Source organism: Saliphagus sp. LR7, assembly GCF_003344565.1.
Lineage (GTDB): Archaea > Halobacteriota > Halobacteria > Halobacteriales > Natrialbaceae > Saliphagus > Saliphagus infecundisoli.
The window spans coordinates 294,837-316,806 of the sequence record NZ_QPND01000001.1 but is presented as its reverse complement, the minus strand read 5'-3'; the positions used below and the strand labels follow the sequence as shown (position 1 = coordinate 316,806).

The 21,970-nt window shown below is 69.9% G+C and carries 27 protein-coding genes; 10 read left to right on the top strand and 17 right to left on the bottom strand.

The window, feature by feature from the left end:
* Window positions 1–6 precede the first annotated feature (6 nt).
* The 5 genes from DVH23_RS01655 to gvpA form a co-directional block, all read right to left on the bottom strand.
* Window positions 7–1,383 carry a GntP family permease gene (locus DVH23_RS01655; RefSeq protein ID WP_114575690.1) on the bottom strand — a complete coding sequence of 459 codons (1,377 nt, stop codon included), beginning with the start codon at window positions 1,381–1,383 and terminating at the stop codon, window positions 7–9.
* Between the two features lie 181 nt (window positions 1,384–1,564).
* A complete protein-coding gene (gene mutS, locus DVH23_RS01650; protein ID WP_114575689.1) occupies window positions 1,565–4,267 on the bottom strand; it encodes a DNA mismatch repair protein MutS in 2,703 nt (900 codons plus the stop codon).
* A gap of 45 nt (window positions 4,268–4,312) precedes the next feature.
* Window positions 4,313–4,828, bottom strand: a complete 516-nt coding sequence (gvpO, locus tag DVH23_RS01645) for a gas vesicle protein GvpO, halophile-type (protein ID WP_114575688.1) — start codon at window positions 4,826–4,828, stop codon at window positions 4,313–4,315.
* A 67-nt stretch (window positions 4,829–4,895) separates the two neighbouring features.
* On the bottom strand, window positions 4,896–5,939 hold the full coding sequence (gene gvpN, locus DVH23_RS01640) for a gas vesicle protein GvpN (RefSeq protein ID WP_114575687.1): 1,044 nt from the start codon (window positions 5,937–5,939) through the stop codon (window positions 4,896–4,898).
* Between the two features lie 4 nt (window positions 5,940–5,943).
* Window positions 5,944–6,234 (bottom strand): gas vesicle protein GvpA, encoded by a 291-nt coding sequence (gvpA, locus tag DVH23_RS01635; RefSeq protein WP_114575686.1) that lies wholly within the window; start codon window positions 6,232–6,234, stop codon window positions 5,944–5,946.
* Between the two features lie 327 nt (window positions 6,235–6,561).
* On the opposite strand from gvpA, the gene DVH23_RS01630 reads away from it, so the two are divergent.
* From DVH23_RS01630 to gvpM, 8 genes are read left to right on the top strand one after another with little or no spacing between them, the layout of a single operon-like run.
* Window positions 6,562–7,191, top strand: a complete 630-nt coding sequence (locus DVH23_RS01630; protein ID WP_114575685.1) for a GvpL/GvpF family gas vesicle protein — start codon at window positions 6,562–6,564, stop codon at window positions 7,189–7,191.
* A 2-nt stretch (window positions 7,192–7,193) separates the two neighbouring features.
* Window positions 7,194–7,448 carry a gas vesicle protein GvpF gene (gvpF, locus tag DVH23_RS01625; RefSeq protein WP_114575684.1) on the top strand — a complete coding sequence of 85 codons (255 nt, stop codon included), beginning with the start codon at window positions 7,194–7,196 and terminating at the stop codon, window positions 7,446–7,448.
* Window positions 7,449–7,450: 2 nt separating this feature from the next.
* Complete coding sequence (locus DVH23_RS01620; RefSeq protein ID WP_114575683.1) at window positions 7,451–7,981, top strand: Hsp20/alpha crystallin family protein; 531 nt, start codon at window positions 7,451–7,453, stop codon at window positions 7,979–7,981.
* Window positions 7,978–8,940 carry a hypothetical protein gene (locus tag DVH23_RS01615; RefSeq protein WP_114575682.1) on the top strand — a complete coding sequence of 321 codons (963 nt, stop codon included), beginning with the start codon at window positions 7,978–7,980 and terminating at the stop codon, window positions 8,938–8,940. The genes DVH23_RS01620 and DVH23_RS01615 overlap by 4 nt, the downstream gene beginning before the upstream one ends.
* Window positions 8,930–9,448 carry a gas vesicle protein GvpJ gene (gene gvpJ / locus DVH23_RS01610; RefSeq protein ID WP_114575681.1) on the top strand — a complete coding sequence of 173 codons (519 nt, stop codon included), beginning with the start codon at window positions 8,930–8,932 and terminating at the stop codon, window positions 9,446–9,448. Before DVH23_RS01615 ends, gvpJ begins: the two co-directional genes overlap by 11 nt.
* Window positions 9,445–9,783: a gas vesicle protein K gene (locus tag DVH23_RS01605; protein ID WP_114575680.1), complete on the top strand. Its 339-nt coding sequence runs from the start codon at window positions 9,445–9,447 to the stop codon at window positions 9,781–9,783. The genes gvpJ and DVH23_RS01605 overlap by 4 nt, the downstream gene beginning before the upstream one ends.
* Window positions 9,780–10,673, top strand: a complete 894-nt coding sequence (gene gvpL, locus DVH23_RS01600) for a gas vesicle protein GvpL (RefSeq protein ID WP_394342619.1) — start codon at window positions 9,780–9,782, stop codon at window positions 10,671–10,673. The genes DVH23_RS01605 and gvpL overlap by 4 nt, the downstream gene beginning before the upstream one ends.
* Window positions 10,670–10,951, top strand: coding sequence for a gas vesicle protein GvpM (gene gvpM, locus DVH23_RS01595; protein ID WP_114575679.1), 282 nt, complete (start codon window positions 10,670–10,672; stop codon window positions 10,949–10,951). Before gvpL ends, gvpM begins: the two co-directional genes overlap by 4 nt.
* A gap of 4 nt (window positions 10,952–10,955) precedes the next feature.
* Here the strand turns inward: gvpM and DVH23_RS01590 are convergent, their stop codons facing one another.
* Window positions 10,956–11,189: a hypothetical protein gene (locus DVH23_RS01590; RefSeq protein ID WP_114575678.1), complete on the bottom strand. Its 234-nt coding sequence runs from the start codon at window positions 11,187–11,189 to the stop codon at window positions 10,956–10,958.
* Window positions 11,190–11,395: 206 nt separating this feature from the next.
* Between DVH23_RS01590 and DVH23_RS01585 the strand changes: the two genes are divergently transcribed.
* The gene (locus DVH23_RS01585; protein WP_114575677.1) at window positions 11,396–11,635 is read left to right on the top strand and encodes a glutaredoxin; all 240 of its coding nucleotides are present in this window, start codon (window positions 11,396–11,398) and stop codon (window positions 11,633–11,635) included.
* A 314-nt stretch (window positions 11,636–11,949) separates the two neighbouring features.
* Window positions 11,950–13,692 carry a DNA mismatch repair protein gene (locus DVH23_RS01575; RefSeq protein WP_114575675.1) on the top strand — a complete coding sequence of 581 codons (1,743 nt, stop codon included), beginning with the start codon at window positions 11,950–11,952 and terminating at the stop codon, window positions 13,690–13,692.
* Between the two features lie 77 nt (window positions 13,693–13,769).
* Here DVH23_RS01575 and DVH23_RS01570 read toward each other — a convergent pair whose 3' ends face one another.
* The 11 genes from DVH23_RS01570 to tpiA form a co-directional block, all read right to left on the bottom strand.
* Window positions 13,770–14,057 (bottom strand): hypothetical protein, encoded by a 288-nt coding sequence (locus DVH23_RS01570; RefSeq protein ID WP_114575674.1) that lies wholly within the window; start codon window positions 14,055–14,057, stop codon window positions 13,770–13,772.
* A gap of 104 nt (window positions 14,058–14,161) precedes the next feature.
* A complete protein-coding gene (locus DVH23_RS01565; protein ID WP_114575673.1) occupies window positions 14,162–15,922 on the bottom strand; it encodes a YcaO-like family protein in 1,761 nt (586 codons plus the stop codon).
* 51 nt (window positions 15,923–15,973) lie between these two features.
* Window positions 15,974–16,438: an RNA-binding protein gene (locus DVH23_RS01560; protein WP_114575672.1), complete on the bottom strand. Its 465-nt coding sequence runs from the start codon at window positions 16,436–16,438 to the stop codon at window positions 15,974–15,976.
* Window positions 16,439–16,467: 29 nt separating this feature from the next.
* Window positions 16,468–16,683, bottom strand: coding sequence for a DUF1918 domain-containing protein (locus DVH23_RS01555; RefSeq protein WP_114575671.1), 216 nt, complete (start codon window positions 16,681–16,683; stop codon window positions 16,468–16,470).
* A 46-nt stretch (window positions 16,684–16,729) separates the two neighbouring features.
* On the bottom strand, window positions 16,730–17,383 hold the full coding sequence (locus tag DVH23_RS01550) for a hypothetical protein (RefSeq protein ID WP_114575670.1): 654 nt from the start codon (window positions 17,381–17,383) through the stop codon (window positions 16,730–16,732).
* A gap of 57 nt (window positions 17,384–17,440) precedes the next feature.
* A complete protein-coding gene (locus DVH23_RS01545) occupies window positions 17,441–18,121 on the bottom strand; it encodes a type 1 glutamine amidotransferase domain-containing protein (RefSeq protein WP_114575669.1) in 681 nt (226 codons plus the stop codon).
* A gap of 50 nt (window positions 18,122–18,171) precedes the next feature.
* A complete protein-coding gene (locus DVH23_RS01540) occupies window positions 18,172–19,158 on the bottom strand; it encodes a bifunctional oligoribonuclease/PAP phosphatase NrnA (protein ID WP_114575668.1) in 987 nt (328 codons plus the stop codon).
* Window positions 19,159–19,230: 72 nt separating this feature from the next.
* Window positions 19,231–20,223: an ornithine cyclodeaminase family protein gene (locus DVH23_RS01535; RefSeq protein ID WP_114575667.1), complete on the bottom strand. Its 993-nt coding sequence runs from the start codon at window positions 20,221–20,223 to the stop codon at window positions 19,231–19,233.
* Between the two features lie 42 nt (window positions 20,224–20,265).
* A complete protein-coding gene (locus DVH23_RS01530; RefSeq protein ID WP_114575666.1) occupies window positions 20,266–20,490 on the bottom strand; it encodes a hypothetical protein in 225 nt (74 codons plus the stop codon).
* Window positions 20,491–20,815: 325 nt separating this feature from the next.
* Complete coding sequence (locus DVH23_RS01525) at window positions 20,816–21,241, bottom strand: DUF3054 domain-containing protein (protein ID WP_114575665.1); 426 nt, start codon at window positions 21,239–21,241, stop codon at window positions 20,816–20,818.
* A gap of 53 nt (window positions 21,242–21,294) precedes the next feature.
* The gene (tpiA, locus tag DVH23_RS01520) at window positions 21,295–21,939 is read right to left on the bottom strand and encodes a triose-phosphate isomerase (protein WP_114575664.1); all 645 of its coding nucleotides are present in this window, start codon (window positions 21,937–21,939) and stop codon (window positions 21,295–21,297) included.
* Window positions 21,940–21,970: the final 31 nt, after the last annotated feature.

The window sequence follows — 21,970 nt, the reverse complement described above, 5'->3', positions numbered from 1 at the left end:
TCGGGGTTACGCCAGCGGGAAGACCGTCGAGACGACCATGGTGACGACGAACCCGGTGATCGCGACGATGGTCGTCAGCGCGGTCCAGATCTTGAATGTCTCCTCCTGGGTCAGCCCGCCGATCTCCTTGACGATCCAGAACCCGCTGTCGTTGTACCACGAGAAGATCGTCCCGCCGGAGCCGATCGTCATCACGAGGTAGACGGGGTTGACCGAGAGGTCGCCGATCAGCGGCGCCATGATCCCCGCGGTCGTCAGCAAGGCGACGGTCGCAGAGCCCTGGGCGATCCGGATCGTCGCCGCGATCACGAACCCCGCGACCAGAAGCGGGATGCCAAGCCCCTCGAGGGCGGTCGCGATGTAGTCGCCGATCCCCGAGGCCGCGAGCATGGCCCCGAACGCGCCGCCGGCGGCGGTGATCGCCGCGATGTGGCCGCCGCTCTGGAGCGAATCGACGAGTTCGTCCGACCAGGTGTCCCGGTCTATGGCCTCCGTCCGGAGGTAGGTCGCCGCCGCGGCGAGGGCGGCGGCGGTCAGCGCGATGTTGGCGTCGCCGACGAAACTCGCCGTGACGTCGGCGGTCCCGCCTTCTACGAGGAATCCGGCGTCGATCAGCGAATCGACGGTCGTGTTCGAGGCGATCAACACGACCGCAAGCAGGATCGGAAGCGAGGCCTCGACCATGCCGGGCAGCGCCGACGTCGGCCGGTCGGCGAGTTCCTCGACGCGCTCGACCGAGGAGCCCATCGTCTCCCGGAGCGGGACCTCGATCCGGCTGTTGATCCACTTCCCGTAGAGCACGCCGGAGACGAACACCGTCGGGATCGCGACGACGATCCCGACCAGCATCGTGTATCCGAGGTCGACGCCGAGTTCGAGCGCGACCGCGAGCGGGCCGGGCGTCGGCGGGACGAAGCCGTGGGCGGTGACGCCGGCCGCGCCGACGATGGTGATGAACAGCGCGTAGTCTCTGCCTGTCCGGGCGCGCATCGACCGGGCGAGGGGTGCAAGCAGGAAGAAGACGTTGTCGAAGAAGACCGGAATCGCGAGTACGCCGCTTGCGCCACCGAGCGAGAGGTAGGAACGCTCCTCTGAGGTAAACGACTGGAACCAGCGGACGATCCGTTCGGCGGCGCCGCTTTCCATCATCGTCTTCCCGATGACGGCGGCCATCAGGATCGGGATCCCGACGCCGGTCATCGTCTCGCCGAACCCCGCCGCCGTCTCCGCGGGGACCTCGTTCAGCGGGACTTCGGCGGTCGCGGCGCCGACGACCAGCGTCGCGATCACCAGCCCGATGAACGCCGGGATACGAAGCCAGACCAACAGGGCGACGACCGCGACGAGTCCGATACCGAACACGATCACCGGGTTCTCGAACATGGCTCGACCAACCCATCGCCGCTTCAAATACCCTTGTATTCATCGTTACCGATAAATGGTCTTTCAAACGAAAACGTGGATAAAAACGTCCGTTCGAGCCGTCACCGATCCATGGCGGCGAGAACCGGACAGTCCGAATCGAGCAGCACTGACCGCGTGACGCTCCCGAACAGTGGCCTGCTCACTCCTCGAGCAACCCCTTCAGCCGATCGAGTTCCGTCAGCGCCTCGACGGGCGTGAGGTGAGCGAGGTCCAGCGCGCGGAGTTCGGCCGCGACGTCGTCCGGGAGGTCCGACGAGTCCGGCGTGGATCGCGAACCGGAAGGTCGCTCGCCGCCATCGGCGGTCGCCGTGGCGGTCGGTGCCGACCGTCTCTCGCCGGCGTCGTTCTCGCCCGATCCGCGTTCGGCCGCGGTCGCGACCAGCTCCCGGGAGCGCTCGACGACGTCCTCGGGGACGCCCGCGGCGGCCGCGACCTCGATTCCGTACGATCCCTCGGCGGCACCGGGTTCGATCTCGTGGGAGAAGACGACCTCGCCGTCGTCCTCGCCGGCCTCGAAGTGGAGTCGCTTGGCACCCTCTAACGCCGCCGCGAGTTCGGTCAGCGGGTGGTGGTGGGTCGCAAAGAGGGTCAGTACCTCCTCGGCGTGGAGGCGCTCGACGATCGCTCGCGCGATGGCGAGTCCGTCGGCCGTGGAGGTGCCCCGTCCGACCTCGTCTAAGAGAACGAGCGACCGGCCGTCGGCCTCCCGGAGGATCGTCGCCAGCTCCTCCATCTCGACCATGAACGTCGAGCGCCCGCCCGCGATGTCGTCGCTCGCCCCGACCCGGGTAAAGATCCGCTCGAGTGGCGCCAGGCGGGCGCTCCGGGTAGGAACGAAACTTCCCATCTGGGCGAGGACGGCGATGCAGGCGACCTGGCGCATGTACGTCGACTTCCCGGACATGTTCGGGCCGGTGATGACCGCGAGCCGGCGTTCCTCGTCGAGGCGGGCGCCGTTGGGGACGAACGACTCCCGGGTGCGCTCGACGACGGGGTGGCGCCCGCCCTCGATCTCGATCACGGGATCGTCCGCAACGACCTCGGGCCGACAGTAGTCGTACCGGGCGGCGACGGTCGCCAGAGAGACGAGCGCGTCGACGGTCGCCAGTGCGTCGGCGAGGTCCTGGACGCGCTCGACCTCCTCTGCGACCTCCCGGCGAATTTCACGGAAGAGTTCGTACTCCCGGTCGTCGGCCCGCCCCTCCGCGCGAACGATCTCGCCCTCGCGCTCGCGGAGTTCGGGCGTGACGAACCGTTCCGAATTCTTCAGCGTCTGGCGGCGCTCGTAGTCGTCGGGCACCGAGTCGAGGTTCGGGTTCGTCACCTCGATGTAGTAGCCGTGGACGGAGCTGTGATCGACCTTCAGCGAGTCGATGCCGGTCCGCTCGCGTTCGCGCTCGGCCAGATCGTCGATCCACGCTTTCCCCTCGCGCGCGGTCGCCCGCAGATCGTCGAGATCCTCGTCGTAGCCCTCGGCGACGACGCCGCCCTCGGTGATCTCGACGGGCGGCTCCGCGGCGATCGCGCTCTCGATCAGCTTCCGGACGTCCGCCAGGGGGTCGAGGGCGGCGTGCAGTCCCCGAAGACGGTCGCAGTCGGCGTCGGCCAGCGACTCTCGGATCTCGGGCACCGCCTCCAAGGTCGTCCGCAGCGACTGGAGGTCCCGCGCGTCGGCCCGTCCCCGCGAGATCCGTCCGATCAGGCGTTCGAGATCGTAGATCGCCGCGAGGTCCTCGTGGAGCCGTTCGCGAGTCCTGACGCCGCCGGCGAGTTCGGAGACCGCATCCAGTCGTGACTCGATCCGGTCGGGTTCCAGCAGGGGTCGGCGCAGCCAGTCCCTCAATTTGCGGCCGCCCAGCGCGCTCGCGGTCTCGTCGATCACCCCGATCAGGGTCGCGTCCTCGCGGCCGTGGACCGCGCGCGGCTCGAACAGCTCGAGGCTTCGGAGGGCGACGGCATCGAGACGGAGGTACTCCCGAGGGTCGTAGCGGGTGACGTGGGTGATGTACTCGAGTCGGGTCCCCTCCTCCGGGTCGTCGGGCGAGCCGTCGCCCTCTCCATCGGATGCACCCTCGTCTACACCCCCGCGGGCGTACTCGGCGTACGAGAGGAGGGCCCCGCAGGCCCGGACCTCGGCGTCGCCCCCGAGAACCCGGTCGGGGTCGCCGAAATATGCATCGACCCGTTCTCCGGCCCGCTCGCGGTCGAACGCGCGACTCTCGTAGGAGGTCACCATGCAGTCGCGGTCGGCGGGAAGGAGCTCCGGCGAGACGTCGGGGCCGACGACGGCCTCGGCGGGGGCAAAGCGGCTGATCTCGTCGGCGATCGCCGCCTCGGAGCTCGAGCCGGTCGTCAGGAAGTCGCCCGTCGAGACGTCGAGGAAGGCGACCGCGAGGCGCTCGCCAGAGCGCGCGAGCGCGGCCACGAAGGTGTTGTCCTCGCCGGCGAGCAGTTCGTCCTCGGTGAGCGTCCCGGGGGTGACGACGCGAGTGACCGCGCGCTCGACGACCCCCGGGCTCTCGCCGGGTTCTTCGACCTGGTCGGCGACCGCCACCCGATATCCGGCCTCGAGGAGGGTCTCGATGTAACTCTCGGCGTTGTCGATCGGGATGCCGGCCATCGGGTACTCGCCGGTCGAGTCCTCGCGGCTCGTGAGCGCGATCTCGAGTATGCGGGCACAGCGTTCGGCGGCCTCACAGAACGCCTCGTAGAAGTCCCCGACCTGGAAGAGCACGAGCGCGTCGTCGTAGCGCCGACAGAGCGCCTCGTACTGGGCCATCATCGGCGTCAGCTCGTCGCGTTTCTCGGCCATGGCGTCGGGTGGGCCACACGCCGGATCCATACCGCTGGTCGAGACGCCGACGGCCAAAAGGACTGCCGGTTCCCCTTATTCGAAGGCGGCGGTGTCCCCGCGGCGGTAGCGATCGAGCCGGCGGTAGCCCTGGATGACGCCGTCCTCGTCGAGTTCGATCTCGTAGCGGCCGATGACGTCCTGGGTGTCGGGCACCGCCCGGCGCTCGACGACCTCGACGATCGCGCGCCACCCCTCCTGGGTCGCGGTGACCTCGGTGACGCCGTCGAACGGGCGTCCGATGAGTTCGCCCGCGGTCGCCTGGACGGTCTCCCGTATCGCGAGGACGCCCTCAATCCGGTCGTCGTCGGCGTCGACCTCGCCGGCCTCCTCGGGATCGACGCCGACGTCCTCGGGCTCGGTGAGCTCTTCGTCTTCGTTCCGGTTCTCCGACTCGTCGCTCTCGTCGTCGGTCTCTGAGTCGCTCACTGTTGGATCACTCTCGTCGTGTTGGTGACAGAACCCGTCCTCGCCCGCCGGACGCGAGCACCGCTCGCCGCCGACGGTTCGTGCCTTGCACTGCGCGTCCGATGCGGTGTCGGCTTCGGCCATGAGTGGGGTGTTCGGGTCCCTGTGTGGTAGGTGTGTCGCCGTCTCTCGACTGCTCGGCCCCGCAGACCTACGCGATCGCGGACTCGATCCGGTCGCGGAGTCCGCGCAGGTCGTCCTCGCCGGCGACCTTCGGCGCCAGCACGTCCGCGAGCACGTCGGCGAGCGTGGCGTCGTCCGCGTCGTCGCTGTCGAACACGACCAGCCCCCTCGCGGCCGTGATCGCGGCCCGGGTGCCGACGACGACGTCGCCGTCGAGTTCCTCCCGTACTGCTCTGGTCGCCTCGACGACCCGCTCGATCCGCTCCTCGTCGAGATCGGTGTGGGCGGCGACGATCTCGCGTTCGGTCTCCTCGTCGTAGAAGCCGACATGGACGCCGACGGTGCGATCGAGGAGGGCGTCCTGGGGGCGGTGGACGCCGGCGTACTCGATCGTGTTCGAGGTCAGGACCGCGCGGAACTCGGGGTGGACGTCGATCGTTCGCTCCGAGCCACGTTTGCCGGGCCGTTCGAGGATTCCCTCCTCGAACGCCGATAGCAGGACGTTGTGGGCGGCGGGCGGGCTCCGGGAGAACTCGTTGTAGACGAGCGTCGCGCCCTCGCGGGCGGCGACCGACAGCGGGTTGTCGACCCACCGCTCCCGGACGATCTCGGTGTGTTTGCGGACGCCGCTGACGTACTGGTCGTCCTCCTCGTAGCGCTCGCCGCCCGCGTGGGCGCCGACGAGCGCGGCGGTGTCGACGGCCTCGTCGCCGTTGATCCAGACGACCGGCCGGCCCCGGTCGGCGGCGGCCGCGAGCGCGAGGGCGGTCTTGCCGGCGCCGGTCGGACCGATCAGGTGGACCGGCTGGTCGGCGGCCATCCAGCCGGTGATCCGGTCGGACAGCGCTTCGATCTCGTCGGTCCGAACGAAGGGATCGGGGGCGGCTTCCTCTGGGCTCATCAGCCCGTCGGCGTCGCCGGCGTCCCCGCTTCCGGCGCTGCTGGCCGATCCGGACGCATCGGCGGCCCCGTTCGACCGCAGGCGCTTTTTCGCCCACCGTCGCTCCTTTTGCTCGCGGTCGGTCGCGATCTTCCGGCCCCGGACCTTGCGCTCTCTCGATCCGTCGGCCATCGAGTTATTCGGAGGCCGACTGCGGCGAGGACTCGGGTCGCGTCTCGACGTCGAGTTCCTCTAAGTCCTCCAGGTCGCCCTCGGAGGTCGCCTGTTCGATCTTGGATATCTCCTCGGCGTAGTGGAGGAAGGTGTCGACGCTCGCGACGACCACGCGGGCCTCGACGGTCAGCAGTTCGATCCCGACGACGGACACTCGCGCCCAGACGTCGATGACGACGCCCTTGTCGAGGATACGGTCGAGAACTTCCGCGAGGCTCGAGGAATCCGGCCGGCTACGTTGTGGTTGTGCCATAGTCGCGTCCTCACTTCGCGGACGGATCAGTATGACGGTTCAGTCTGCCAGTGCAAGCACCATCATAAGGACTGGCCGACGCGACGGGACGTCCATGATGGGGAGCCGATCGCTCGCCGGTAGCCGTCCCGCCTCCGTCCGTTTCCGGCGTCGGTTCCGCCCGGGACCGACCGGGCGCCGACGCAGGCGGCCCCGGAAACCGATCAGTAGGGCATCAAATCCGGCAACTTATCCCTGCGTGAGCGGAAGGACGAGCATGAATCGCGACCGGACCGACGGTGGCCACGACGGTCACGGGAGCCGAGCGGAGCCCGGGGTGACCCGCCGGTGACGAACCGCTACGTCTACGGCGTCGTCGAGGCCGGCGACGGGGTCGACCGCGAGATTGACGCGGTCGGCGGCGCCGACCGGATCTACACGATCGAGCACAGCCGGCTGGGCGCGGTCGTCTCCGACATCGACACGACCGAGCCCGAACGGACCGACGAGGACGCCCGCCGCCACGACGATATCCTCCGGGAGCTGATGGACGGCGGCGAGCGCACGATCGTTCCGATGCAGTTCGGGATGGTGTTCGACAACGACCGCGCGTTGAAGAACGTCCTTCGAGGCGGGCGCCCCGCCTTCCGGCGGGCGCTTTCCGACGTCGAGGGCCGCGTCGAACTCGGGCTCAAGCTCGTCCGCGAGGAGGGGGCGGAGGTCGACGACGACGCGGTGAGAGGAGCCGTCGACGACGAACTCGAGGAACTGGCCGCCGACAGCGTTGAGGAGGGGCTCTTCAGCGACCGACTCGTCGTCAACCGGTCGTATCTCGTCGACCGGGAGAACCGCGAGGCGTTCGACGAGGCCATCGGCTCCCTCGAGGCGGAGTTCGAGGAGGGCGGCGACCTGCTCGTCCAGTATACGGGTCCGTTCGCCCCCTACAGCTTCGTCGACGTCCACATCGGGGCCCAGTGACCATGTTCATCGTAGACGACCTCCTCGTTCGGCCGTTCGTCGGGATCGTGGACACGCTCCACACCCTCGCACTGAACGAGCTGTACGACGTCGAGGCCATCGAGGACGAACTCAAGGAAAACCAGTTGCTGTACGAACTCGGCGAACGCCCCGAGTCCGAGTACGCAGAGACCAGGGAGCGACTCGAGGCCGAACTCGAACTCGCCCGCGAGGTCCACGAGGACCTCGCGAGCGGGCGCGTGGAGGTGAAGACCTGATCATGACCGACCGACCACCGAACGACGGAGACCGGAGCGACGACCGGCGAGAGAGCGCCCGCGGGGGGTCGTGGATCTCGACGCTCATCGACGCCCTAGAACGCCTGGAGAACCGGTCGGGCCGGTCCGGGCTCGACTACGACGTCTCGATCCGGTCGGGCCTCGAGGGCCTGGGCGGCGATACGGGACTGTCCGAGCGCGCCGGGCGCCCGTCGGGGCCGCCCGGCTCGCGCGGGGGAGACGGAGGCGGCCGCGTTCGGCGCCGTTCGGACGACCACCACGTCTCGACGCGGACCTACGACGACGAGGTGATCGTCACCGCCGACATCTCGGGGGCCGATCCCGACGACGTCACCGTCGGCTTCGACGACTCGACGCTCGTCGTCGGCGTCGCCGGCCGGGAGCTAGAACGCGTCCACGTCCCCTGGCCCGACTCGGCCGCCGACGCCGTCGTCCGGAACGGCATGCTCACCGTCACCGTCGAACCCGACGACGAGGACGACGAGGACGGCGAGGGGGGCGAGACACGATGAGCGATCGGTTCGAGGAGCTCCTCGAAGCCGCCGAGGACGCGATCGACGACCTCGACGAGATGGATCTCGAACTCGAGGGGAGCGACCCCGACGACCGAACTCTCTTCGAGGAGCTGACCCACGACCAGGTTGAGTCGCTGGTCGGTAATCTCGAGGCCCTCTCGGAACTCGTCGCGGAGGCGATCGACCTCCTGGAGGCGATCGAGTTCTCGGAGCTCCCCGAGGCGATCGACCGCGAGACGGCCCTCGAGGCGATCGACACGGGCGAGATCCCCGACGCGATCGCCGACGGCGAGAGCGACGACGTCGTCCGGATCGGGCGGCTGGCCCGCGCGATCAACGTCACGGAGCTGTGGGACGCGGTCGACATCTACGACCTCCTCGAGTCCGCCCGCGAACTCGACGACGAACTCGAGGAGGTAGAGGAGGAAAGCGAGGAGGGAAGCCTTCTGGACGAGGCGGCGGAGTCGATGATCGACGAGGAGGGTGGAGACGGGGAGGGGTGGACCGACGACCTCGACGACCTCGGCGACCTGGGCGACGAGTTCGGGGAGGAGTTCGCCGAGGAGGTCGGCTCGATCGACTTCAGCGACGGCGACTCCTTCGGGATGGACGCCGAGGAGACCGAGGCCTACCAGGCGATGATCCAGCAGGCCGCGATGGCGGGGATCGACGAGTTCCGCGAGGCGCTGATCGCGACCCACGGCGAGTTCCAGTCTCTCTACGAGTTCAACAGAGAGAAGATGCGCCGGACCGACCGAAGCTCCTCCTCGCGGAACCCGACGGCGGCCTCAACGATGCCCGTAGAGCGGGGCGACCTGCCTTCCGTCGCCCGGACCTCGACCGTGCCCCGGAAGGTCCGTCACTCGAACGGTCCCACCCGAAAGCGGATCTACGGACGGCGGTTCGAGGCGGAGTTAGAGCGCCAGCGCGCCCAGCGAGGTGACGATGGTCGATAGCGTCCAGCCGAGCAGACAGCAGGCCGACCTCGCGGAGGTCGTCGAGATGCTGCTGGACAAGGGCGTCGTGATCAACGCCGACATCGCCGTCTCGGTCGGCGACACCCAGCTCCTGGGGATCCAGCTCCGGGCGGCGCTGGCCTCCTTCGAGACCGCCGCGGAGTACGGCCTCGAGTTCCCCGAGGGGACCGACATGGAACGGGTCGCGGCGGCCGTCGGCGACCCCTCGATCGCCGAGGAGGAGGCGACGGCACCGATCGACGCGACCCGCGGGGTGAACGTGAGCGAGGAGAGCGAGGCGAACGATCGCAGCACCGACAGCCGGAGCGCGCGCCCCGATCCCGAGACGCCGACGGGGGGCGACGTCGACGTCTTCGACGGCGGACCGCTCGATACGGACGACGGGTCCGAAAGCGAGGACGGGTCCGAAAACGACGACGGCGGTGCGGACGAGAGAGCGGAGGCGGAGGCCGAACCCGGCGGCGACGGCGGTGGAGGTGGGGAATGACCACGATCGACGTCGAGGGCGGGGAGGCAAGCGACGGCGTCATGACGCTGGTCGTGACGGTCGTCGAACTGCTCGTCGACGCCTTGGAGCGGGAGGCGATCCGCCGGATGGAGTCGGGGACGCTCTCCGACGAGGAGGTCGAACGGCTGGGCCAACAGCTCGCGGCGATCGAAGCCGAGATCGAGCAGTTGAAGGACGATCAGGGGATCGAGGAGGGCGTTTCCGACCTCCGGGGGGATCTCGACGGGATCGTCTCGGACGCGATCGAACGCCTCGGAAGCGAGACCTCGCCCCACGAGCCCGGCTACTCCGTGTTCGGGGGTGAAGGGGAGTGACGGGGGACGGGCCGCTCGATCCGGGCGTGGCCGCCGGCGACGTCGATGCTGCCGACGCGGAGGACGGCGAGGGGCCCCCCGAGATCGACGAGGGACGATACCTCTACTGTGTGGTTTCGGTCGACGAGGGGAGCCCGGTCGAGGCCTTCGAGGCGACGGGCGTCTCCGACGCACCCGTATCGCTCGTGACGGACGGGGGGATCGCCGCGGTGGTCCACCCCTGCGAGGAGGTCTACGACTCGGCGGACCTCGGGCGCGTGCGGCGGTGGCTTGTCCGCCACCAGTCGGTCGTCGACGACGCCGGGGAGGCCTTCGGCACGCCGATTCCCTTCCAGTTCGACACCATCCTCCGGGGTGACGACGAAGCCGTCGAGGAGTGGCTCGCCGCGGAGGGCGACCGGCTTCGGGAGTTGCTGGCGTCGCTCGCCGGCCACTGGGAGTACCGGGTCGAGGTCGTCGAACGGGACCCGCCGTCCGCGGATCGGCTAGAAGAAACGGACGAGGAGCTCGCCGACCTCCGCGAGCGCATCGACGGGAGCGGGGAGGGAACGGGGTTTCTCATGGAGAAGCAGTACGAGAAACGCGTCGAGACGCTGCGGGAGCACCGCCGGGCGGAGCTCACGGCGGATCTCGCTGACCGCCTCGCCGAGCACACACGCGAGATCCACGAGCTCGACCGGTCGCCGGCCGCGGATCTCGCCGAAGGCAGCGGGAGAGAGCGGGAGGGAGAGACGATCTGCCGGCTGACGCTGCTCGTCGCCGAGGAGCGCGAGGAGGCGGTCGGTGCCGCGCTCGATCCCGTCGCCGACCGGGAGGGGATCGAGGTCCGATTTACGGGGCCGTGGCCGCCGTACACGTTCGTCCCGGAGCTTGGCGGGGGTGAAGAGTGAAACCCAGCAAGGACGAGGACGCCCTCGTGGACCTCCTCGACGTCGTCCTCCGCGACGGCGCGATCCTGCGGGCGGACGTGATCGTCACGGTCGCGGACGTCCCGCTCGTGGGGATCAAGCTTAGCGCGGCGATCGCGGGGATGGAGACGATGACCGAGTACGGCCTCTTTTCGGAGTGGGACGCCCGCCGGCGGGCGGCGGCGGTCGATCGCCGGCAGTACGACGACGTCGAGCACGGGCCGCTCGACGTCGGCGACGGAAGCGAAAACGGCGAGTGAGAAATCAGGCGTGCTCGGGCTTTCGCCGGGTCAGTGTGACCCCGCCCGCGACCGTCGCACTCGCGTCGGGATCGACCTCGTGGTCGGTTCCGGTGTAGGTGTAGCTCCCGGTGGCCCCACAGAGGGTACACTCGTAGCGTTCGTCGATCTCGCGGAGCAGTTCGTCCGCCTCGAAGTAGACGCGGCTCCGGGTGATCTGGAGGAACTGAGCGGTCTCGCAGTTCGCGCATTCGATCATGGCAGTGGACACCCGGTATCGGATCGTAGTTATCCGGGCTGTAACCCGGGCGGTCGCGATCCCATCCTCCGATTACCCCGGATATACACCGTATTACCCCGGAGAATGCGATCGTTTACCCGCGAAACCGGGCGATGCCGACCGCCTTTCCGGCGGGCTCGACCGCCACCCTCGGCTCTTTTAGGCTCCGGCGGCGAGTGACGGGCATGGCGATCACCCTGTACCAACTCGAGGGCTGTCCGTACTGCGAGAAGGTCGCCGACCGACTCGACGAGATCGGAATCGGGTACGAGACGGTCTGGACCGACGCCCTGCACGCCGATCGCAACGAGGTCAAGCGGGTCTCGGGACAGCGGGGGGTCCCCGTGCTGGTCGACGAGGATCGGGGCGTGACGATGTCCGAATCCGCCAACATCCTCGAGTACGTCGAGCGGACGCTGGCGTAGGGGCGGACAGCGGGCTGCCGGCGGGGGAGAGGGGCCGTATGCGGGCCCTGCGATCGCGGTCCGGGCTACAGTCTCCGCATAACGAAGGTCGTCTCGACCGTCCGGTCGGCCGCGGGGAGGAGATCCCCGCCGGAGTCGCTCGCCGACGCCGGCCCCGCGGTCGTCGGTTCCCCGACCGGCTCATGTCTCTCTCCGGGCGGCGTCCCCACCGCCCGGTCCCACCGCCACCCGGCCCCCGTCGCCGTGGGGTCGCCGGGCCTCCGTTTTCGGCCGCCGGTCACAGTCTTCAAGACGGTTCCTCCGAACCATCGGGCATGCGACTCGAGGAGTACTGGGGCGTCGGGCCGAAGACCCGCGAGCGGCTGGTCTCCGAACTCGGCGCCGAACGGGCGGTACGGGCGATCGAGCGCGGGGACGTCCGGGCGCTGTCCGACGCTGGGCTGGCCCGCGGGCGGGCGACGCGGATCCTCCGGCGGGCCACCGGCGGCGAGGGGATGGACACCCTCGCGACGAGCGACGCCCGCCGGGCGTACAAGGAGGTCCTCGACCTCGCGGTCGAGCACGCGGTCACCGGGCGGGCCGCAGACCGGATCCGGGTACTGACGCCGCTGACGACCGTCGAGGCGATGGACGACCGCCTCGATAGCGTGCTCGGGGCCCGCGAGGCCTGGGCAGGGCTCCCCGAGGGAGAGCGCGAGGCGGTCCTCGCGGCCTACGGCCGCTACGACGACCGCGGCGGAAGCGACCGCGCCGCCGTCGAGGCCGCCCTCGCCCTGATCGACGCCGGGGTCGAGGCGGGGCCGTTCGGCGCGATCGCCGACATCGACCGCGAGCGCCTCGCGGCGGCGGCGACCGCGCTCGAGGGCCTGGAGGACGAGGGGGTCCGGGAGGGCGCCGACGAGGAACTCGACCGGCTCCGGACGGGCCTGGGCGCCGTCGAGGACATGGACGCCGACGCGCTCTCCCTGATCGAGGAGCTCCAGTCCGCGGGCGTGGCGGACGTCGAGGGCTTTCGGGACGCGTTCGAGGAGCGGCTTCGCTCGGAGGCCGACGTCACGATCGACCGGGTCCGGGCGGCGATGCCGACGGACGCGACCGACGCGACCGACTTCGTCGGGAGCACGTTGCGGGAACTCCGCTCGGAGCTCCGGGAGGCCGCCGACGACCGCGAGCGGGCGGTCCGGGCCGACCTTGAGGAGACCCTCGCCGACGCCGAGGCGGAGGTCGAGGTCGCGATCGAGGCCGTAGACGAGATCGCCTTCCACCTCTCGCTGGCCCGGTTCGCCGAGGCCTACGACTGCACCCGCCCGGCGTTCCGGGAGGGGAGGGAGGCCTCGCTCGCGGTCGTCGGGGCGCGCAACCTCGCGCTCGCCGCGGGCGGGGAGGCGGTCCAGCCGGTCACCTACGCGCTCGGCGACCACGGCGTCGATGAAGTCCCGCCCGGGCGGGTCGCCGTCCTCACCGGCGCGAACAGCGGCGGGAAAACGACGCTGCTCGAGACCTGCTGTCAGGTCGTCCTGCTGGCGACGATGGGGCTGCCGGTGCCCGCCGAGCGCGCGGAGGTGACGCCCGTCGAGTCGCTCGTCTTTCACCGCCGTCACGCCAGCTTCAACGCGGGCGTCCTCGAGTCCACGCTCAAGTCCATCGTCCCGCCCCTGTCGGGAGAGGGCCGAACCCTGATGCTCGTCGACGAGTTCGAGGCGATCACCGAGCCCGGAAGCGCCGCCGACCTGCTCCACGGGCTGGTCCGGCTGACGGTTGGCCGGGAGGCGCTCGGGGTCTTCGTCACCCACCTCGCCGACGACTTGGAGCCCCTTCCCCCCGAAGCACGCGTCGACGGCATCTTCGCGGAGGGGCTCGATCCCGACCTCGATCTGGTAGTCGACTATCAGCCCCGCTTCGACACCGTCGGACGTTCGACCCCGGAGTTCATCGTCTCGCGGCTGGTGGCAAACGCGGGCGATCGAAGCGAGCGTGCGGGTTTCGAGACCCTCGCCGAAGCGGTCGGCAACGAGGTCGTCCAGCGGACGCTGGCCGACGCCCGCTGGGAGGCGTAGGGAGCGGCAGCCCGCCGAATCGGCCACTTCACAGCTACTCTCTTCCGAGCGCCGACTCGTGCCCGTCCGGAGCCGGTTCATCGGCCCCGGCGTTCGAAACCCAGGACGCCACAGCCGACGGCGACCGACGCGATCGCGTACGTCACGACCGGCGTACCACACCGGTTCACGCCTCCGTCCGGCGAGTAGACCATCGATAGCCCGGAATAGCCGTAATACTCGAACCCGCCCGGCGGATCGCCTCTGTATCCAACGTCGGTACAGTACGTCGACGGTAACTCCGGGAACGTGAGCGCGATGACTGCAGTCAGAACGCCCCCGATCAGGAGGAAAACCGCCCCGAGCGCCGCCATTCGGCTCCGCATGAACACATCTTATAAATACACCTACATAATGGTACGGGGCCGAGGCTTCGGTTCGTTCCTCACTCCCGGCTCTCTCCGACTCCATCCCGCTACCGGGGGGTGACCTACGGATACGGGTGGAACTCGCGGTCGAGTCGGGGCTCGAACCCGAGGCTCTCGGGGACCGTCCCGGCGCGCTCGCCGAAGAAGGGCTCGCCCGTGAACAGCGGCTGGGCGCCCGGCACGACGACGCGAACCGCCTCGAACCCCAGGTCGGCGACGTCCGGCGTCGTGATCCGGGCCGCGTAGGGCGTCAGTCCGCTCGCCTCGACGCGGGAGACGACGGCGTCGAGGGCCTCGCTCCCCTCGGGAACCGGATCGGGACCGACGGAGTCGGCGGGAACGCGCCCCTCACAGTCGAGGAACTCCCGGACCCGCTCGGGGAAGTCGGCGTACTCGCCGATCGCGCCGGAGGCCGCGTCGCTTCCCTCCTCGCCCATCGACCGAAGCTCCATCCAGTTCTGGATCGCCTCCTCCAGGGCGCCTCTGGCGGCCGCGTTCGCGTCGAGGCCCGCCGCCGAGCCGATCGCGAAGCGGGGCCACTCGCCCTCGCGGGAGACCGCACAGGCGACGACCGGGACGTCGACGTCCTGGGTCAGGAGCAGCGGCGTCACCGACAGGCCCTCGCCGCGGGCGCGGCCCGCGAGCGCCTCGAATCCCTCGTCGTCGACGGCGAGCTCGAGGGGCTCGTACGTCGAGTACCACGAGAGCATCGCCGCGTCGCGCTCGATGGTCTCGGTCAGCCCGGCGAGCAGGGCACCGACCGTCGAGGAACCCAGCCCGAGCCCGGTCGTGATCGCGGGCACCAGCCGCTTTCCGGGCTGGGGGAACTGGACGGCCGCCGCGGGCAGGTACGCCGACTCGCCCGTCGATAGCTCCTCGCCTGCGACCCAGCGCCGCTCGGCGTCGGGGTCGATCTCCGGGGCGGAGTCGGGTCTGACGAGGTCCGTCGGCGAGACCGCCCGCCCGAGATCGGCGGGCGGCGCGTGGTGGAAGTCCGTCTCGCGGTAGACTCCGGCACAGTAGCGCTCGAGAGCCTCGCCGACGGCCTTCATCATCGCCGGGTTCCAGTCCTCGGCGACCCCCGCCGCGTTGGTGGGGGCCGCGGCGTCGCTGAAGGCGGTGGTGTCCGCGACCGTCGCGAGGTAGTACGGCGCCGGGAACGACTCGACCTCGCCGATCGTCGAAACGATCCCGACCCGGTCGTCGATCGCTGCCTCGGCGCGGGAGACCGCGGCCTCGACTCCCAGCGAGTCGTCGTCCCGCCCGAGGTCGCGCTCGCGCTCGCGACCACACTCACAGCCGGGAACCGGGAGGAGCCGGCGTCTGGCGTGGGGGAGTTCGACCACCTGGCCCATGATCGAACGGTCGTCGTCCTCCAGCAGGGAGACGAACTCCCGGCCGGCGACCGCGCCCGCCAGGCGGGCGACGTGGCGGGGGACCTCCGGCGTCTCAGCCCCCTCCGGTGCGTCCGCGCTCGTCTCCCCGTCTTCCTCTCCGCCGGGATCGCCACTCGTCGATTCGACCCGCGTTCGCAGGCAGTCATAACAGCCGGGCTCGATCCCCGGAAAGCCCGCGACCGCGGCGTCGACGCCCCCGCTCCCGCCGACGCCGCCGACCTCGACGGCGATCCAGGGCGTCCCGCCCGCCATGGCGGCCTCGTTCGCCCGCTCGAGCGTCCCGCTTCCGGAGCGGGCGGCGACGACCGCGAGGTCGGCCTCCGCGACGCCCGCGGGGTCGCCCTCCCGGACCCGGACCTCGACGTCCTCCAGGGCGGCGACGACGGCCTCCCGAACGGGGTCACCGCCGACGATGTGTACGTCCATACGAGCCGCTCGACCCCCACTGGGAAAAGCGACCCGCTCGCGGACGAGCGATTAGCCGCTGGCCTCCTCGTGGTCCTCGCCGGATTCCGCCTCGAGTTCCTCCAGCACCTCGCGGGCGTTCTCGACGGCGGCTTCCTTGGTCGCCGGGTAGGCCTCGACCTTCGCGCGGACGGTGATCCCCTCGCCGATGGCGACCTCCCCCTGGAAGGCCGCCTGCTTGTCCACTCTGAAGAAGAGTTCCGTGTTCTCGGTCACCCGCTCGTCGAGTTCGGAGACCAGCCGGTCTCCCTCCTCGATCGCCGCGAGACGCGCGAGGACGGTCCGGATCCCGTCGGCGTTCTCGACGCGTGCCGAGAGGACGAGGATGCGGTCGCCGTAGTGGCCCTCGCTCTCGGCGCGCTCGATTTCGAACCCGTCGGGGAGGAGGGTCCGAAGCGCCGACTCGACGCGCTTTTCGTCCTCGGTGGCGTAGCAAAACGTCCGCAAGTCGACGTAGTGAAGCGGGATATGTGGCATCTCGGACAGTGCAGCGGGATCGCGGGACCTTACTCCTCGGCGTCGACGTCGTCCCCGTCGTCGTCTTCCTCGGCGGCCTCCAGGGCGTCCTCGGGGACGCCGGTCTCCTGGCCCTCCTCGAAGCTCACGGTGTAGGTGGTGTCGCCGAACATCGACTCCATCGTCTGGGTGACGGTCCCGGTCTCGCCGTCGAACTCGCTGTGTTTGTCCGACAGGACGACCCGGTCGTCTTCCTCGAAGCTCATACCCCTCCGTTCCCCGCCGTCGGGTAAAAGTGGACTGATTCGGCGGCTACTCCTCGTCCTCCTCGGCTTCGTCGGCTTGATCGGCTTCGTCGGCTTCGCCGTCCTCGCCACTTCCGTCGGCCTCGTCCTCGTCCGTTTTCTCGTCGTCCTCCCCGACCATCGAGACGCCGCTCGTGGGGGGCTCGTCGGGGACGGTCGTTTTGTCCTCCTCGGGAACGGCGTCCTCGCCGCTCGGACCCGTCATCTCGGCGGGCTCCGCTGCCGTCTCGACCTCGCCGGTCTCGCCGACGTCGTGGCCCTCGGGCTCGCCGACGCCGCTCGGGGGTATCGTGTTCGCGGCGGCCATGTCGTCGTCGGTCTCGCCGGGCGTCACGTCGTCGGCCTCGATCTCGTCGCCGAGGGTCTCGTCGAGTTCCTCCGAGCGGTCCCCGCGGCCGCCGTCGGTCGCGTGCTGGCGCTGGACGAGCCCGATCATGATCCAGCCGGCCCCGAACAGCAGCTTCGCGAACCCCCGGCTCCGGTTCGACCGCATGAGCTGGAGCCCGCGGACCACCGAGATCGCTCCGGCGGCCATCGAGATCGAGCCGTCCCGCCCGTACTCGCCGATCAGCTTCCGGACCGGCTCGGGGATCGCTCCGACGGCTCCTTCGGCAGTCTCGCCATCGGCGGTTCGCGCCATCGTGGGAATCATGGGACTCATCGTGTGTCCACGTATTACCGGTCCCGGCAGAAAGGCGTGTACCCGGCAGGGGCGTGTTCAGCCCTCGAGTTCGTCGAGGAGGGTCTCGGCCGCGGTCGCCGAGGATTCGGGGCCCCGCGCCGTGATCAGGTCGCCATCGACGGTCACGCTCGTCTCGGCGTCGAGTTCCGCGTCCCAGTCGCCGCCGGCGGCCTCGACCTCGTCCTCGACCATGTACGGCAGCTTCCGGCCGTCGTCCATCCGGTCGGCGTCGTCGACCATCCCCTCCTCCCACTCGTTGGGGAAGCCGGTGACCGACCGGCCGTTGACCAGGAAGGCGCCGTGGCGATCCCGGGTAAAGGCGAGCAGGCCGACGGCGTGACAGACGACGAGCGCGAGGCCCGCCTCGTCCTCGACGGCCGCCGCGAGCAGCCCGCGAGCGTGGCGGTCCTGGTTGACGTCCCACTCGGTGCCGTGGCCGCCCGGGAAGACGACGGCGTCGTACTCCTCCGCGCTGGCCTCGGCGACCGGGATCGGGTCGTTGAGCCGCTCGTCGCTCGCGTGGACCTCCTCGACGTGGGCGGCGGTCTCCGCGCCGACCTCGTCGGGATCGATCGACCGTTCGTCGATCACGGGCGGCGAGCCCGACGGCGTCGCGACCGTGATCTCGACGCCCGCATCCGAAAGCGTCTCGAGCGGTTCGACGCATTCCTCTCCCCAGTAGCCTTCCTCGCTGACGACGAACAGGGCTTCTGTCATCACCCGCCGTAGGGGCGTCGGCGCCAAAAGCCCTCGCCGGAGACTGCAGGCTACGCGAGCCCGAGTTCGGCGAAGAACCGGCCGGCGACGCGCTCGCCGGCGAGCGCGAGCAGGCGGTCGTCGTCGACCTCGGCGGCGAACAGCCCCAACGTGATGCGGCCGCCGGCCATGTCGTGGTGGCCGCCGACGGCACCCAGATCGCCGTAGGCCCGCTCGACGGCCTTGCCGACGTGGATCCGGGGGTCGATCGAGCGCGCGGAGAGCCGGATCGTGCTGTCGGTCACGCCGTAGACCAACACCGTATCGACGCCCTCGACGTTGAGCAGGTAGTCGGCGGCCTGGGGGAGCGCGTCGGTTTCGGTGGTCCGGCCCGCGCTCGCGACGAGCGCCGATCCGCGGCGCTCCCGGGAGGCAATCGCCCGGCCGATGGCGTCGATCGTCTCCGGGGTGAACGCGGCGCCGTACAGTCCCTCCAGGACCTCGAGATCGGCTTCGGGGTAGACCGCGAGGGCCGCCTCGTACTCCCGGATCGTCGGCTCGCGGACGAAGTCGAGGCGCTCACGGTGCAGGGCAAAGAGCAGCGCCGACGCGAGCCGGGAGGAGAACGGGATCGAGAGTTCCAGACAGTACTCGACGAGGATCGTCGCCGTCGCGCCGTAGCCCGTCCGGACGTCCGAAAACGCCGCCTCCCTCTCGGTACCGGGGTGGTGGTCGACGACGATGGTCGGCTCGAGGTCGGCGCCGACCCGCGAGGCCGGTCCCGCGTGATCGACGAAGGCGACCGAGTCGTACTCGCCGAAGTCGACGCCGTCGGCCTCCCGGACGTCGATCTCTAGGACCTGGACGAACGCTCGATTCTGCTGGTGGGAGATCTCGCCGCCGTAGACGATGGCGGTCCGATCGACCCCCTCTCGCTCGGCGATGGTCTCGAGGGCGAGCGCGCTCGCGAGACAGTCCGGATCGGGGTTGTCGTGGGCGACGACCGCGAGCGAGTCGATTTCCTGGAGGGTCGCCGCGAGCTCCGCCGCGCGGGACATGCCACGGAGTACGCGGTCCGAGGGTTTGAACCCGCCGCCCCCGCCCGCCCCGAGATCGGTGGCGGGGACGCCTCAGCGCCCGGTCAGCGCCTCGCTGGCCGGCGCGAAGGGTATCTCGGTGCCCAATCCCTCCTCGCGGGCACGTTCGTAGAGCATGGCGCCCGCGGCGACCGTCTCGATCCCGGTCCCGCCGCTGTCGAACACCGTCAACTCCTCGTCGTCCGTCCGGCCGGGCGCCTCGCCCGCGACGACGTCGCCGAGTTCGGCGTGGACGTCCGCTTCGTTTACGGCGCCGGCCTCCATCGCCGCGATGAACGAACCCGCGTCCTCGGTCACGCGCTTGCGGAGGTCGGGGACGTACGTCGCCCGCGCGATCGTGTCGGCGTCGAGTTCGCGTTTGTCGGGATGGTACTGACCCATCGCGGTCACGTGGGCGCCGGCCGCGAGGTCCGCGCTTTCGACGACCGGCTCGCTCGCCGTCGTCGCCGTGATCACGATGTCGGCGCCCTCCGTGGCGGCCGCCGCCGACTCGACCGCCCGCACGTCCGCCGAAAGCGAGTCGTCGAACTCGCTCGCGAACGCCTCGCGGTTCTCGACCGTCGGCGAGAACACCCGAACCGTCTCGAGATCGCGGACGGTCGCCGTCGCCCGGAGCTGGCCCCGCGCCTGGGCGCCGGAGCCGATCACTGCGGCCGTCCGGGCGTCCTCGCGGGCGAGGGCGTCGACGCCGACGGCGCCCGCCGCGCCGGTCTTGTAGGGATTCATGCTCGCACCGTCGAGGAGGGCGAGGGGCTCGCCGCTGTCGGCGTCGAAGATGGGGGTCACGAACCAGGCGTCCTCGCTCCCGAAGCCGGCGGCGTAGATGTAGCCGCCCATCGCGCCCGTCTCCGGGAGGAGGGCGCCGTAGCTCGTCAACATTCCCGCGGGCTCCTCGCGCAGAAACCGTTCGCGGGGTTCGGCGGGCGCGCCCTCGCCGCGGTCGCGGTAGCCCCGGCGAACGGCCTCGACGTACTCCGTGGGCGTCGCAAGGCCGGAAACCTCCTCGCTCGTCAGAAACAGCGTCATGGACGGGAATACGGGCGCGAAGAGAAAAAAGAGGCGATCGGCTCAGTCGGCGTTGAGCGGGGACTGGTTGCTTCGGGCGGGTCGGCCGGCCGCGGGCGAGTCCGTGGGTGCGTTGACGAACATCGCGTGGCCGATGAGGCCGATGGCGACGACGGCGCCGACGGGGACGGCGGTCGTCACGGAGGCGCCGACGACGGTCAGTGCGGCCGTGATGCCGAGCAGTGCGAGCGGAATGAGGCCCAAGACGATGTCATAATATCCAGCCATAATCTACTCCATAGTATGGGAAATAGCCATATAAGTGTTCCCCATAATCGGGGAATATTGATTCGGGAAGTGCTGTGGAATCACTGAGAACGGGACCGATAACTTATACGAGTGTTATTTCTCGTGAGAACGGCCGAATCATACGGGATCAGTCACTTCCTGCATTATCTATCAGGAACTCCAATACCCGGAGTTCTCCCTCAAATGTGTGGTTTCGTTCCGAGAAGAGATTCGAACGACCACTCATCATCGAAAAAATCCTCTCGACCGGAACTGGTTGTCGATACGAACGGTTTCGAGGAAGGTTTCGGCTACGTCGGTCGCTTCAGCGGCGCGCGGAGACGGCCGCGACCGCCCCGCGCCAGACGACCAGTACGACGAGTCCCAGGCCGGCGATCACGAGGTTGAACGGCCAGGCCGCGCCGCCGTCGAAAGCCGGCGACGACCGCAGTATCAGGCCGACGTTCGCGGCCGCGAGCCAGCCGACCGTGACGAGCCGGATCGCCCGCCCCGGGGACGCGAACGCGTCGGCGGCGTACAGCCCCGCGAGGGCGGCGACCGGGAGCCAGGCGAGCACGAACGGGGCCATCGTCTCCGCGGTCGCGAGCGGGTCGGCGAGCGGATCGGTCCCGTGCTGGATCACGCCGACGATCAGGAGCCCCGCCAACAGGAGGAGGTCGCCGGCCGCCACGAGGGCCGTCCGGCGATCGATCGCGACCAGCCCGGAGCGCGCGCGTGCGGTCTCGCTCATGGCCGGAAGTCTGGACTCCGGGCCTATCGCTCTCCCGGTTCGGTCGCGCCGCGCTAAAGGGGTTCGACGAGCGCCTCGAGCGCTTCTCGAGGATCGTCGGCCTTCGCGACGCCGCTTGCGAGCAGGACGCCCTCCGCGCCGAGGTCGGCCGCGGCGAGGACGTCCTCGCCGTCGGTGATCCCCGCCCCACAGAGCACCGACACCTCGTCATCGACGCTCGCCGCGGCCGAGACGGCCTCGGCGACGATATCGGGATCGGCCGTGCTCACGGGGGTCCCGGTGCCGATCAGTTCGGGGGGTTCGACGGCGACCCGGTCGGGACCGAGCGCCGCCGCGGCGCCGATCTGGGCGGGGTTGTTCGCACAGACGACCGTTTCGAGGTCCGCCCGGTCGGCCGCCCGGACGGCGCCGTCGATGTCCGCGAGCCGGCGGCGGCGCTCGGAGTGGTTGATCAGGGTGCCGACCGCGCCCGCGTCGGCGACCGTTTCGGCGAGCGTCCCGCCCGTGTTGCTGCCGTGTGCGATCGGATCGACATGTTGGGCCCAGGTCTCGACGCCCGTCTCGGCGACGCGCTCTATATGGGCGGCCTGGGGGGCGACCGAGAGGGTCGCTTCGGTCTCCCGGTCTACGTCGCGGACGGCTTCGGCGACCTCGACCGGGTCACACGGATAGGTCTTCAGGTTGACGAGGACGAACATATCCCAGAGGGTGGCCGGCGGAAGAAATAGG